The following is a 12,821-nucleotide window of genomic DNA, read 5'->3' as shown; positions in this document are numbered from 1 at the left end:
GATTATAGGTTATATAGATATGCGATTCACCCTCAGGCAACTCCAGATTTTCGTTGCCGTCGCCCAGCAGGGCAACGTCTCGCGTGCAGCCGACTCGCTGGCCCTGTCCCAGTCAGCCACCAGCACCTCGCTGAGCGAGCTGGAGCGCCAATCCGACTGCCAACTGTTCGACCGTGCCGGCAAGCGCCTGATTCTCAATGCCCTGGGCACGCAATTATTGCCGCAGGCGGTGGCCCTGCTCGATCAGGCCAAGGAGATCGAGCGTTTGCTGGGCGGCAAGAGCGGCTTCGGCTCGCTGAACGTGGGCGCCACCCTGACGGTGGGCAATTACCTGGCCACCCTGCTGATCGGCAGCTTCATGCAGCGCCACCCGGAATGCCGGGTGCAGCTACAGGTGCACAACACCGCGCATGTGGTGCAACAGATTGCCCACTATGAACTGGACATCGGCCTGATCGAGGGCGACTGCCAGCAGCCGGACATCGAGGTGCAGCCCTGGGTCGAGGATGAACTGGTGGTGTTCTGCGCACCGCAACATGCCCTGGCCAAACGCGGCGAAGCCAGCCTGGAGGAATTGACCCGGGAAGCCTGGATCCTTCGTGAACAGGGCTCGGGCACCCGCCTGACCTTCGACCAGGCGATGCGCCATCACCCGCGCTCGCTGAATATCCGCCTGGAGCTGGAACATACCGAGGCGATCAAGCGTGCGGTGGAGTCGGGCCTGGGCATTGGCTGCATCTCGCGCCTGGCCCTGCGCGATGCATTCCGCCGCGGCAGCCTGGTGGCCGTGGAAACGCCCGAGCTGGATCTGCGCCGGCAGTTCTACTTTATCTGGCACAAACAGAAGTACCAGACCGCCGCCATGCGCGAGTTCATCGAGTTATGCCAGGCGCTGACTGCCGGGGTCAGGCGCAGCGATGAAATAGTGCTGCCGAACATTGCCTGAGCGCCTTTGCCGGCGCGTCATCAGCCTAACAGGATCACCGTCCAGACACTGGCGATCAGCGTCAAGGACATGAATTGTGCAGCACTGCCCATGTCTTTGGCGTTTTTCGACAAGGGGTGCACCTCCAGGGAGATACGATCGACCGCCGCTTCCAGCGCCGAGTTGAGCAACTCGACGATCAACGCCAACAGACAGACCCCAACCATCAGGGCGCGCTCACCCCGGCTGACGTCGCTGTAAAATGCCAGGGGAATCAACACCAGATTGAGCAGCATCAACTGACGGAAGGCGGCTTCGCCGGCAATCGCGACGCGCAAACCCGCTAGCGAATAGCCTGCTGCATTGACGATACGCTTGAGGCCCGTCTGGCCCTTGAATGGCGACATGAGAAAGCTGCCCAAGAAGTTGCCCGGAGTGTAAAAAGCCGGTTGGCAGGAGAACTATAGACCTGCACCAACAAACCGGCCTGCACCTGAGGATCAGGGCGACTCGCCTCGACAACCCACTCAACTGCTCGGAATCGATTCCATCTGCTGCAACAGCAGGGCCGCCTGGGTGCGGGTACGCACGCCGAGCTTGCGGAAAATCGCCGTGACATGCGCCTTTACCGTGGCCTCGGAAACGCTCAACTCGTAGGCGATCTGCTTGTTCAGCAGGCCGTCGCAGACCATGGTCAGCACGCGAAACTGCTGCGGGGTCAGACTGGCCAGCCCGGCGCTGGCGGCTTTGGCCTCGGCAGAGACCTGAGCGGCCTCCTCAGTTTGCTGTGGCCACCAGGTATCGCCATCGAGTACCACTTGCACCGCTTGCTGGATGCTCTCCAGGGAGCTGGACTTGGGAATGAAACCACTCGCGCCGAATTCGCGTGCCCGCGCCACCACGGCCGCCTCTTCCTGCGCCGAGACCATCACCACCGGCACCTGCGGGTATTGCCCACGCAGCAGCGCCAGACCGGAAAAGCCATAGGCACCGGGCATGTTGAGGTCGAGCAAAACCAGATCCCAATCTGCTTTTGCCGCCAGGCAGGTTTCCAACTCGGCGATGCTGGCAGCCTCCACCAGCCGTACCTGCGGGCCAAGTCCCAGGGTCAGAGCCTGCTGCAGCGCACTGCGAAAGAGCGGATGATCGTCGGCAATCAGGATTTCATAAGCGGCCATTGCAGGTCCTGTTCTTGTTATGTGAGTACCGCTGGCGCAGGCGTGCCGGGTGAAACGCGACAGACCGCTCGATTGAGCCACGCATAGTACACGGGCAATCGCAAATGCGCCTAAGGCGGCGTCCAGCATGCCGAGCGATCATGGAGTGGTCAAGCGCGTTGCTTTACGTCACAGTCTGCACTTTTGCCCAACGAGGCTATTTTATGCGAAGCCAGGCTCTGCGCGCCGACCTCTTGATGCTGCTGACGGCGATGATCTGGGGCTCGGCCTTCGTCGCTCAGCGCCTGGGCATGGACTCGATCGGCCCATTCCTCTATAGCGGCCTGCGTTTTGCCCTGGCGCTATTGATCCTGCTGCCCCTGCTACCGCTACTCGAGCGCCGCGCGCACAGCACGCCGACCGCGCCGCTGAACCGCCATCTGCTGCTGGGTGGCGGCCTGATGGGCGTGGCGCTGGCCCTGGGGATCAACCTGCAGCAGGTCGGCTTGCTCTTCACCAGTGTCACCAACGCCGGATTCATCACCGGCCTGTACGTGATCATCGTGCCCCTGCTCGGCCTGCTGCTCGGCCACAAGACGGGGCTGGGCATCTGGCTGGGCGCCTCGCTGGCGGTGCTCGGCATGTTCCTGCTCAGCGTCGGCGAAGGCTTTCAGGTCGCCGCCGGCGACTGGCTGCAATTGGCCGGAGCCGTGATCTGGGCCGTGCATGTGCTGCTGGTGGGGGTTTTCGCCAGACGTCATGACCCTTTGCGTCTGGCCGTGGTGCAATTCGCCACCTGCGCGCTGATCAGCCTGCTGCTGGCGCTGATCTTCGAGGACATCCGCCTCAACGCGATCATCGCCGCCGGGCCGGCGATTCTGTATGGCGGTCTGTTCGGCGTGGCAATCGGCTTTACCCTGCAGGTTGTGGCGCAAAAGCATGCGATCGCCTCGCATGCCGCGATCATCCTCTCGCTGGAAGCCGTGTTCGCCGCCATTGCAGGCGCCTGGCTACTGGGCGAAGCGCTGCAACTACGTGGTTATTTCGGCTGCGCACTGATGCTCACCGGCATGCTGCTGGCGCAACTATGGCCGAAAAAAACTGTAACCCTGCTCACAGAAACAGCTGCAGGTGCTGATGCAGGGCGTCGTCCAGATCAACCGCGCGTGGAGCTTTAGCCGCCAGGTAATGCTGACTGAAGACATCCAGGTAGGCGTTCAGCGCATCGGCGGCATGTTGATCGCCCGCCAATTCCAGACAAAGTGCCGCCACCTCGGCGGTACACAGGTGATCGTCGCGCGTTGACCGACGCAAGCGATAACGCGACAACTGCTCCGGCTGCAGAGTGAGTACCGGCAAACCATCGAGGTAGGGGCTTTTGCGAAACATCTTGCGCGCCTCGGTCCAGGTCGCATCGAGCAGAATGAACAGAGGCCGCTTGCCAGGTGCATGCTGCACCTCGCTGACCACCCGCTCAGGCTCGGCGTACTCACCGGGGAACACCAGATAGGGCTGCCACTGCGGATCGCTCAGCAGTGCTGGCAAGGCGGGTTCGACCGCGGTGCGCAACCAGCCGAAAGCCGACGTATCGGCCACCACATCGGCAATCAACCAGCCGGTGTTACTGGGTTTGAGCGCTTCGACATCATGCATCAGCAAACACATGCCCGACATTGCCTCGACCTGCGGACGCCAGGCGCACAAACAATGACTCAGAGCCAGCCGGCAGCGCTGACAACGCACGGCCTTGGAGCCACGGGCAAGGAAGGGTTTTTCACTACGCGCAATGCGCGCGGCGCGCAAACGAGCGACAGCATGGCTCATGCGCAAAGCGCTGCGCGGCGAGAAATGAATGGCATGTTGGATCCTGCAGCGGCTGGGCCGGCAGTTTATCAAAGCCGGCACCATTGCAGGTGGAGTAAACCCGACCCTTGGCCACCGGCGGGCATGCCACTTTTCCACGACTCGCCGCAGCTGATTGGCAGCCCCGGGCTCATGGGTTAACGTCCAGGCAGCACCCTGCCCTTATCAACACAATGGAAATGCACCCATGATCAGCCGGCGTTCCGGGCTGCGACTCATCAGCCTGCTCCTGCTGCTGGTGCTGCTTGGCGGTTACAGTTACTCCAGCTGGCTGCGCCTGCTCGAGCGCCACGCGATTCGCCAGTTGGACTGGCAGGGGGCAAGCCTGTCGCTCAGCGGTATCGGCCTGGCGCGCCTCGACCTGGAGCAGCGCGACAGCACCGGCAGCGCCCGGGTCACGGCGCTGCAACTGCACCTGGGCTGGCAGCAATCCGGCCTGACGCCGCCCTTCTGGCAGCATATTCGCCTCGAGCGCCTCGCCGTGGCCTGGCTACCCGCCGGCCAGAACAGTGAGCAGGAATCCGCCGCCGCGCCCGACCCGCAGCAGCTCGCCGCCGCGCTGGCCTGGCTGCCGCTCAGCCTGCACATCGAGCAGTTGACGGCCGAACTGCCCTGCGCCAGCGGGCGCTGCACGCTGCAAGGCGACCTGCACCTGAGCCGGATGCCAGCCACGCCGTTGACCCTGGAACTGGCGCTTAACCTGCACCACCAGACCCATCGGCTGGCATGGCGCGCCCAGTTGCAGGGCGATGCTCAGGCGGCGGATCTGCAACTGACCCTGGCAGTCGACGATCAAAGCCAACTGAGCCTGCACAGCAGCCTGCGCAATAGCCCTGCCGGGCCCTTATGGAGCGGCAACCTGAGCGCGCCCGATCTCAGCCAGGCAGCAGCCCTGCAGGACTGGCTCAGCCAGTGGGCGCTCGCCCCTGGCGAACGACTGCCCAGCGCCCCCAGCGCCGCGCAACTCTCGGCGACCTGGCACCTGCAGCTGGCCTCCGGCGCCCTGAGCCTGGAGCACCTGCGCAGCGCCAGCGGCCAGGTCGACGCCAGCGCCCGCCTGCCCGAGCCCTGGCCCATCCCTGGCGCGGGCCAGGTGCAAGGCAATTTCGCCGTCGCCGCCCGCGGCGTCGCAGGCCAATGGTTCGCCGAACGCCTGGCAGCCGACCTGCACCTCAACCGACTGCCCGCAGAGTGGCTGAGCGCGCTGCCGCCAGCCTTGCACCCCGACTCGCTGCACCTGCGGATCCAGGCGTCCAACCCGCTCGCCGAGCTGCCGAGCAACCTGGCCGGGCGCTCGCTGCCACTGGCGATCGGCCTGACCAGCAGCGGCGCCAGCCCATTCGACCTGCAGGCCAATCTGGCCCTGGCCAACGCGCCGCCCTGGGCCGCACAGCTGAGCAAGGCGCGGCTCGAGGTCAGCAGCCCGGCCTTGGCGGTCGACGACTGGCAACTGCGCGACCTGCAAGCGAATCTGCACTTCAACGGCTACCTGGACAGCCAGCAACTACACCTCAACCTGAGCCAAGGCTCGCAGCTCAAGCTGGGCGAACTCAGCGCTGCAGATCTGCGCCTGGCACAGCTCAGAGTCACCACCCAGGATCTGCAGCTGCACGCGCAGCACCAGGCCGGCCACCTGCAGACCTGGCACCTGCAGGGTCCCGCCACGCTGGCAGCCCAACACCTCGAGCATGCTGCACTCAAGCCGCAGGGCTGGCGCTGGCAAGGCACGCTAGCGGCCAGCGAACAAGGGCTCGAACTCAACGGCCAGGTGTCGGCAGATGCCGATCTGCAACTGGCCGTGCAGCTGCGACACGACAACCGCCAGGGTCTGCAGCTGCAGGCGCAGCTGCCTGAAGTGTTTCTGCGCGCCGGCAACCCCCTGGGCAAAACCCTGGCTGATTGGCCGGCGCTGCTCGACTTCAACAACGGCCGCCTGAGCGGCAACGCCAGCCTCAACCTCGCCCCGGGCCGCGACTCGCCCGAGCTACGCCTCGCGCTCAACGGCAAAGGCCTGGCCGGGATCTATGACCGCAGCGAACTCAGCGGCCTGGATACGCGCCTGCAGCTGCGCCTGGATCAGCACCAGCTTCACCTCGAGCTGAACGAGCTGCGCCTGGAGCAAGTCAACCCGGGCATGCCCATCGGCCCGGCGCTGCTGCGTGGTTCCTACAAGGCGGCGCGCAGCCAACCGGAGCAGGGTCTGCTCGAGTTGCAACAGGCCCAGGCCGCGGTCATGGGCGGTACGCTCCGCCTCGATCCCGGCCAGTGGGATCTGCGACAGAGCACGCTGCTGTTCCCCCTGCACCTGCAAGGCCTCGACCTCGATCGGTTCTTCACCCTCTACCCGGCCGAGGGTCTGGCGGGCAGCGGCTTGATCGACGGCCAACTGCCGCTGAGCGTCGGCCCCGCCGGCATCGAGATCGAACAGGGCCAACTGCAGGCGCGCGCCCCAGGCGGGCGCCTGCAGTTTCACTCGGCGCGCATCAGGGCACTGGGCCGCAGCAACCCGGCCATGCAACTGGTGACGCAATCACTGGAAGACTTTCACTACACGACACTGACCAGCCAGGTCGACTATGATCGGCAAGGCAAATTGCTCCTGGCCATGCGCCTGGAAGGCCGCAACCCGGCCATCGAACAGGGCCGGCCGATCCACTTCAACATCAATCTGGAGGAAGATATCCCGACCCTGCTGGCCAGTTTGCAATTGACCGACAAGGTAAGCGAGATCATCCAGCGACGGGTGCAGCAGCGCATGCTGGAACGCAATGCGGCATCCCCGAAGGAGCCTTAATCAAGGAGAAGCGCCATGCGCCTGCGTAGTTGTTTCGCCGCCCTGCTGATGGGCCTGCTGAGCGTAGCCTGCACCCCGACGGTACAGCTGGCGATGCCCAACGAGCCGATCAATATCAACCTCAACGTGAAGATCGAGCACGAAATCTACATCAAGGTGGATAAGGCGCTGGACAGCATGTTCAGCGAGTCCAGCGGACTGTTCTAAGGAGCCACACCATGAGACTGTCAAAACGCATCGCCAGCCTGTTCCTGCTGCTCAGCCTGAGCCTGCCGGCGCTGGCCCTGAACCTCAACGAAGCCATGTCCGCCCTCGGCGACGCCAAGGCCAGCGGCCTGGTCGGCGAAATGCCCACCGGCTATCTCGGGGTAGTCGAGAGCAAAGGCCAAGCCGAGGAAATCGTCAGTCAGATCAACCAGGCCCGGCGCGCCGAATACCAGAAACTCGCCGAGCAGAACGGCATCCAGCGCAGCGACGTGGAAGCCATCGCCGGCAAGAAAGCCATCGAAAAGACCCCACCCGGTCAGTACATCCAATGGCAAGGGCAGTGGCGGCGCAAATAAGCCGACAGGCCCTCCCCAGGGCTCGACCAATCCAGCAGCACGATTTCAGGAAAGCCGGCACATGCCGGCTTTATGGCTGGCTCCCCACTGAGCACACGCTTACCGTCCTGATTTTGTCCTAACCGGAACACCCTGAAATCGTTATCGGCATGAAAAATGACGGCTATACGCAGCTGCGCGACCAGCTCCTCTCAGGAGCTGCATCCAGCCCCACGGTGCCGGTTGATCGCCAATATTTTGCAAGCCTTCGCCGCCGAGTACGGCATGCTAAATCCGCCGCAAGACCTACCCCATCGGGCTAAAACTGCTCGCCGCTGAGCAATAGCGCTGTTTCATACGATCACTATGATCTTTACGGTCATTGTCGTAGCGGGCTCGCCATGTTCTGCATTCTTCGTGATAGTACTGCTTAGCGGCCTTGCGGCACTCTCGGTAATCGATTGAGCCTTTACGGTGGTTGGCGCACACGCTGCTACTGTCGATGTAGTTATTAACGGCCACCCACTCTGCTAAGTAGTTCGAGCCGCCATTCCAGCTCTTGATCCACTTCGAGGTTCGCTCTCGGCTTACATTGCGTTGTTTTCGTTCAGAGACAACCGGTGCGACTGCAATCGCTGGCGGGTTGTAGGTGTTTTCAGGCTGCTTTGGTTTGTAGTTGTCATCGTTGAAGCTGTTCTGGGAACGCTTGATAGCGATGGCTTCCATTCGTTCAAACCATTCAATATCAGCTTTGCTTGGCTGCTGAGTAACCTGCCGTTGAACATGCTCAAGTGGTATGGATGGCAATCTGATAGGTGCAGCAGGTTCGCTGTAAGCCTGTGCTGCCGGTTGAGCTGGCAGCTCGCTAAATAACGGCTGACCGCCAACACGGATGGCCTGCTTAAGCTGGTAAACATCGATCACGATTGGCTTGGCAAATAGCGCGATCAGGCCCCAGGTAATCGCGGATCCAACGCCCAAGATGGCAATCATTCGCCACGGACCTTCCGTCTTGGTGCGTAGATGTACTGGCGCATCGTCCCTTTCCGCTTTCATAGCTTGCCTCCTTACCTTACTGACAGGTCAGAAAATACATCTACCCCCTTCCCATTGGGAATTGCCCGTTGATATTTGTGGCCAGTTACACCAGACGTTCCCGAACCTGCTCGGTTTCTCCAGCGCGGGCGCCAGGATTTCCCGTTTGAAAAAGGTCCGAAAAAATCGGGACAGGGTTGAGATTTGGTCTGGAAGAGCCGGGGAGGCCTAGACCGGAATGAAGCGGTCTGCAGTACGCAGTTTTTGTCCTAATTTTGTCCTAACCAGCACACCAGAAACGCAAAAGCCCCTGAAGTCGTTATAGAAATCAGGGGCTTAGCGTTTACATATATGGCGGGAAGATAGGGATTTGAACGCTGTCTACTACACGCCCACACCGCTCCAAGCACCGCTACAGCCCAGTAAATCCAGCACCTACTGGTTTTGGACGGTTTGCAGCGGCCTGGGTTTTGCCCCCAGTTTTGCCCCCAAAATACGTGGGGCCAAAAAAGCATCAGTCGATCCCTAAGGAGGCGTGTACCCCATTCTCCACAAGGGCCAAACCCTGTGCGGCCACGACTGCACGGAATAGACGCAGGCTATAATCAGGGCCTACCCCGTTCCAGCCACCTAGCCAGCCATGATTCAAAAGCTTGCCGCTCAATGGTGCCTAACAAATTAGGGGCGACTCGCTGTGGTTTGGGATCAGCCTCATACTTCAAAGCTGCCTGTTTGTGAAAGAGCCCCTCGCTTACGCACTAGCCCCGCATTTGTAGGCGGGTGTACCGAGTGCGATTTTCCGCTCTCGGAGGCGACTACGCCTAAGCCGCTTCAGCGCGTCGCTTGTTCAAGCCGTCACGCCAGGCCTTGAGTGCTTCCAAGTCCTGACGCAGCTCTGGCTCCTCCGGAATAAACACAGGTATCTCGCTCGATTGACTGTGCTCGTAGCAGCTGTACTTGGTCATCAGCGTATCAATCAGTTCGCAGTCCTTTGGCTCAATGTCCTGGACAGCATGCAGACGGTTATCGGTAGTAATGCTACGCCGGTGTCTGAGCACGACCTTGTTGAGCAAGTCCTCTTCAACCGACCGCTCAATTAGCTTGCGAAACTCACTGCAAATCCCCTGGGCGAGCATCCGATAGGCCGCAGCACCACCCGTCTCACCAGCCTTACGCGCAGCGTCCAGCTTGGTGATCAAGAGGTTGTTGGCCTTTTTTGTATTGGCGTTCCAAACGTCCTGGTCTGCGGGGTGGCCAGCAACGCCAGCGTAGGCTTCGATGCACAACGGTTGATAGTGATCTGCTTTCCACTTCTCGCCTTGTTTTCGGGCTAGGTCTTCCAGAACTCCGTAAAGGGACAATCGGTGAGTGAGCACAACCACCTGCCTGGTTTTGGCAAGCTCAATGAGGCGACATGCGACAAACCATTCGAAATCATGATCGAGGGAGGAGATTGGATCATCAAATAGGAAAGGGGCCGCGCCTGGTTTATCACAGACATCGGCCAGGAACGCGGCAAGGGAAATGATCCGGCGCTCTCCATCACTCAGGACACTGTCGGGCATAGCTCGACCGTTCTGGGCGCCTTTGAGCTTGATCTGGTGAAGCACCTTGGCGTTGCGAGTTCTGGTCTTGACCAGTTCGACTTGGATGCGTGTTGCGCCGAGTGCGAGGAGCTCACGATTGAAGCGCTCAACATACGCCTCGGTGACGACGGCTTGGGTTACCTCTGCTGATTTCATTGATATCGCCCGGGTGCCTGCTAACCCCTTCCAGGACTCATAGTCGTTCACCTGGTGCAGTCGGGCGACCTCAACACGAATGGCCGCAGCTTGCTCTGTAATCCACTTTTTGGCCTCCAGCGCGAGTTTCTGATTTGTCGCCTGTGCTCTGTCAAAACCCAGAGCATCCTGATCGTACTGGGCGGCAGCCGCTTCCAATTCATCTCGATAAACCGTCAGCTTAGTGACGGCTTCATCGGCTGGGAGGACTGGGGCTGCAAGCTGGCCGGCCTCATGGGCAATCAGAGCGTTCTTGGCTGAAAGCGCTTGCTGCCAGAAGCCCTTGAGGTAATTCAACCAAGCCTCATCTGTCACGCCGGCAGCCTGGCACTGGGTCTGCATATCTTGTTCAGTCGTGATGCCTGGCAGCTGATCAAGGCCCGCTTTGTAATTTGCTTCAGCGGTTCTCGCATCTGACTCAAGCTTGCTATGCACAAAAGATTCAAAGTCCTTCAAACGCTGCTGCGCATCTTCAGACAGCTCTTGATGACATAGCACGCACCATGCATCCGCAGTCGCCGGAAAGGCCGTTTCCGGATATGGCGTTGCGGAATAGAGTCTGGCCGCCTCCCACATCGCGCGCCATGTGGCAGTGCCCACCCCGTCGAGCACAGCTGACTTCACCTTGGCGCCCTCAACAGCAACTTGTCGTTTGGATACCGCTTCCTCTCTGAGGTTGCGCAGGGCCTGGATGTTGTCGGCTCCGTAAGCAGTCGACGTTTGCTGGAGTGCACTGATGATTTTTTGGAGCTCGGCTTTGGTGCGTCGTTTCTGCTGTGCTAGCGCGGCTGGGTCTTCGGTCTTGAGGCGTTCCACTAGCGCTAAAAGCCGCAGCTCATCTTCAGCGGCCCAACGCAGGGCTGTTTCAAGTTCAGATACGGACAGTTTGCCGAGCCCGCTGTACAGCTTTTGGGACGGCGTGGTGCCGTAGATCGGTGGGAGCACTGGTAGTGCGCTGACCAGTTTGGCCTGCTCGGACTCCAGGGTTTGCCGAACTATCTCGGCGGCGGACGCAAGCTTCTCAAAGACGCTTAGGACGGGAGGGATATAGGCCGCAGCGCTTTCAGCTGTCAGATAATGGCTCGCTTCGTCACTATCGAAGATGTCGATGCCTCGCAGAGTGTCGACGGCGTCGCCTCCTACGATCCATTCATGCGAGCTTTCTACGCCATTGAGTTTCGAGGTGATACTGCATTTGCTGTGCGGAGGCGCTGCCTTGAACACGTTGGTTTTAAGGTCAATGGCCCTTGGCTTGCCCGACACCGTTTTGAGAATGCGGGTATAGCTGGATTTACCTGATCCGTTGTGGCCGTAGATCACGGTGAGGTTCGCGCTACCAAACTCAAGTGGAACGCGGGGCTCCAGACTTTCGATCCCGACAACATCGGCGATTCGAACCAGCCGCAGCTCATCTCCTGCCTTTGGATTGTTGGTCAACTCCACGAAACCGCGGTGCTTGGTAGGTTTTTGGCCAGATGGAGTCTTGAGGATGGCCACCAAGGCTGCAATGTCAGCCGGCCCCAGTTCTCCATTTTTCAGAAGCCTGTCAGCGGCCTCTTGTAGCCAGTCATTTTGCTTAAGCAGCCATGTACGAATCTCTGCCTGTACATCCACTGTATTCCCTCCCTGATGGTGGCTCATGGCAAAAAGCTATCAGAACCAGCGAGGCGCAGCTAGGTCATTTACAGATGTAGAGTGGACTACCCCCGCTACGGTAGACATCCCCGGCCATTTGACAGCCATGGAGAGTGGGGATATTTTCTCAGCTCGCGTGGCTGACCCCATGTCCATAGGCCACCTATGGGAACCAAACAGTCGTTAAAGCGAACAAGCTGTACAACAGAGTAAATGAAGCACCTTCCCAATTGGGCAAAGTGACTTTGTTTAGTGGCCTGACAATGTCCAAAAGCCCTACTTTTGGAGAACGTGCTTATGAACACGAAACCAGCAACCCTGCAAGAATTTACCCTGACAATCCTGGGTAATAATCTTCCTCCTATTCGCCAGAAAGTCTTTGACAGTAAAGACTTCATCTTGCCCGGTACTCGGGTTGGCGCTGAAAACCGTGAGCCTAAAACCCGTAAAGAGAAGATGAACGCCTGGGTTCAGGCTCCACTGTCTGAGCGGCAAATTGAGATCACAGGAATGATGGGGGAGCCGAACCCATTCCACCATCTCGCCAAGGCGATTGATACCTCCAAGCTCACGCTTTCGATTCCTCACAAGGGCATCAAGATCAAGGTCGAAGACTTCCGCAATGAAGCTCTGAAGGCAGCTCCTGAGGGAACGAAGATTGGCGTGATTTTCGACACTTACGCCAAAGCACAATACGGCCATTCTTATTCTGATCTGGTCAGTGATGCTCGCAACAAGGTGTGTAGTGGTCAACTAATCTCGGACACGACGTTAAGCTTTTTCTCGGCCTGAGCTGGGGCCAGCCCACCATTGAGTTGGTGGGGTCGAATCCAGTTGTACCGATGCATCAAATAATGACTGATATCACGCTGGGCTTCATGGGCAGTTCTGTAACCCAGGGTCGGTATCCATTCGGTTTTCAAGCTGCGGAACACACGCTCCATCGGTGCGTTGTCCCAGCAATTTCCCCGACGACTCATGCTCTGACGCATTCGATAACGCCACAGCCTCTGGCGAAATAAACGGCTCGCATACTGCGACCCTTGATCCGAGTGGAACAGTAGGCTCTGAGGTCTTCCACGTTGTTCG

Annotated in this window: 12 protein-coding genes; 6 read left to right on the top strand and 6 right to left on the bottom strand. The window is 60.0% G+C overall.

The genetic code is table 11. From position 1 onward, the window contains the following. Positions 1–19 precede the first annotated feature (19 nt). Positions 20–946, top strand: a complete 927-nt coding sequence (locus tag BM315_RS04820; protein ID WP_090498384.1) for a LysR family transcriptional regulator — start codon at positions 20–22, stop codon at positions 944–946. A gap of 20 nt (positions 947–966) precedes the next feature. Here BM315_RS04820 and BM315_RS04815 read toward each other — a convergent pair whose 3' ends face one another. Further along, complete coding sequence (locus BM315_RS04815; RefSeq protein WP_090498382.1) at positions 967–1,332, bottom strand: diacylglycerol kinase; 366 nt, start codon at positions 1,330–1,332, stop codon at positions 967–969. Between the two features lie 120 nt (positions 1,333–1,452). Beyond that, on the bottom strand, positions 1,453–2,103 hold the full coding sequence (gene erdR / locus BM315_RS04810) for a response regulator transcription factor ErdR (RefSeq protein ID WP_090498380.1): 651 nt from the start codon (positions 2,101–2,103) through the stop codon (positions 1,453–1,455). 203 nt (positions 2,104–2,306) lie between these two features. On the opposite strand from erdR, the gene BM315_RS04805 reads away from it, so the two are divergent. Continuing rightward, on the top strand, positions 2,307–3,260 hold the full coding sequence (locus BM315_RS04805) for a DMT family transporter (RefSeq protein WP_090498377.1): 954 nt from the start codon (positions 2,307–2,309) through the stop codon (positions 3,258–3,260). Here BM315_RS04805 and BM315_RS04800 read toward each other — a convergent pair. Then, positions 3,196–3,906 (bottom strand): tRNA-uridine aminocarboxypropyltransferase, encoded by a 711-nt coding sequence (locus tag BM315_RS04800; RefSeq protein ID WP_090498375.1) that lies wholly within the window; start codon positions 3,904–3,906, stop codon positions 3,196–3,198. The genes BM315_RS04805 and BM315_RS04800 overlap by 65 nt on opposite strands. A gap of 226 nt (positions 3,907–4,132) precedes the next feature. Between BM315_RS04800 and BM315_RS04795 the strand changes: the two genes are divergently transcribed. Genes BM315_RS04795 through BM315_RS04785 form a run of 3 tightly spaced genes read left to right on the top strand, consistent with a single transcriptional unit; the run spans position 4,133 to position 7,302 of the window. Then, positions 4,133–6,739, top strand: coding sequence for an intermembrane phospholipid transport YdbH family protein (locus BM315_RS04795; RefSeq protein WP_090498373.1), 2,607 nt, complete (start codon positions 4,133–4,135; stop codon positions 6,737–6,739). Between the two features lie 15 nt (positions 6,740–6,754). Continuing rightward, positions 6,755–6,946 carry a YnbE family lipoprotein gene (locus tag BM315_RS04790; RefSeq protein ID WP_090498371.1) on the top strand — a complete coding sequence of 64 codons (192 nt, stop codon included), beginning with the start codon at positions 6,755–6,757 and terminating at the stop codon, positions 6,944–6,946. 11 nt (positions 6,947–6,957) lie between these two features. Further along, complete coding sequence (locus BM315_RS04785) at positions 6,958–7,302, top strand: YdbL family probable chaperone protein (RefSeq protein WP_090498369.1); 345 nt, start codon at positions 6,958–6,960, stop codon at positions 7,300–7,302. A 285-nt stretch (positions 7,303–7,587) separates the two neighbouring features. Here the strand turns inward: BM315_RS04785 and BM315_RS04780 are convergent, their stop codons facing one another. Together BM315_RS04780 and BM315_RS04775 are read right to left on the bottom strand one after the other, a co-directional pair. After that, a complete protein-coding gene (locus BM315_RS04780; protein WP_244527249.1) occupies positions 7,588–8,274 on the bottom strand; it encodes a hypothetical protein in 687 nt (228 codons plus the stop codon). Positions 8,275–9,137: 863 nt separating this feature from the next. Continuing rightward, entirely contained in the window at positions 9,138–11,711 is a 2,574-nt protein-coding gene (locus BM315_RS04775; RefSeq protein WP_090498365.1) for an AAA family ATPase, read from the bottom strand. Positions 11,712–12,029: 318 nt separating this feature from the next. Between BM315_RS04775 and BM315_RS24225 the strand changes: the two genes are divergently transcribed. Next, positions 12,030–12,524, top strand: a complete 495-nt coding sequence (locus BM315_RS24225) for a hypothetical protein (protein WP_141123924.1) — start codon at positions 12,030–12,032, stop codon at positions 12,522–12,524. Here the strand turns inward: BM315_RS24225 and BM315_RS04765 are convergent. Next, on the bottom strand, positions 12,482–12,821 hold a 340-nt coding region (locus BM315_RS04765), incomplete at its 5' end, for an integrase core domain-containing protein (protein ID WP_141123923.1). The genes BM315_RS24225 and BM315_RS04765 overlap by 43 nt on opposite strands.

Source organism: Pseudomonas borbori (genome assembly GCF_900115555.1).
Lineage (GTDB): Bacteria > Pseudomonadota > Gammaproteobacteria > Pseudomonadales > Pseudomonadaceae > Aquipseudomonas > Aquipseudomonas borbori.
This window is presented reverse-complemented; position numbering and strand designations above follow the sequence as displayed.

What these genes read in the sequence shown, in the direction of transcription:
- BM315_RS04820 (WP_090498384.1), top strand. Translation starts at nt 20, where the DNA reads ATGCGATTCACCCTCAGGCAACTCCAGATTTTCGTTGCCGTCGCCCAG.
- BM315_RS04815 (WP_090498382.1), bottom strand. Translation starts at nt 1,332, where the DNA reads ATGTCGCCATTCAAGGGCCAGACGGGCCTCAAGCGTATCGTCAATGCA.
- erdR (WP_090498380.1), bottom strand. Translation starts at nt 2,103, where the DNA reads ATGGCCGCTTATGAAATCCTGATTGCCGACGATCATCCGCTCTTTCGC.
- BM315_RS04805 (WP_090498377.1), top strand. Translation starts at nt 2,307, where the DNA reads ATGCGAAGCCAGGCTCTGCGCGCCGACCTCTTGATGCTGCTGACGGCG.
- BM315_RS04800 (WP_090498375.1), bottom strand. Translation starts at nt 3,906, where the DNA reads ATGAGCCATGCTGTCGCTCGTTTGCGCGCCGCGCGCATTGCGCGTAGT.
- BM315_RS04795 (WP_090498373.1), top strand. Translation starts at nt 4,133, where the DNA reads ATGATCAGCCGGCGTTCCGGGCTGCGACTCATCAGCCTGCTCCTGCTG.
- BM315_RS04790 (WP_090498371.1), top strand. Translation starts at nt 6,755, where the DNA reads ATGCGCCTGCGTAGTTGTTTCGCCGCCCTGCTGATGGGCCTGCTGAGC.
- BM315_RS04785 (WP_090498369.1), top strand. Translation starts at nt 6,958, where the DNA reads ATGAGACTGTCAAAACGCATCGCCAGCCTGTTCCTGCTGCTCAGCCTG.
- BM315_RS04780 (WP_244527249.1), bottom strand. Translation starts at nt 8,274, where the DNA reads ATGATTGCCATCTTGGGCGTTGGATCCGCGATTACCTGGGGCCTGATC.
- BM315_RS24225 (WP_141123924.1), top strand. Translation starts at nt 12,030, where the DNA reads ATGAACACGAAACCAGCAACCCTGCAAGAATTTACCCTGACAATCCTG.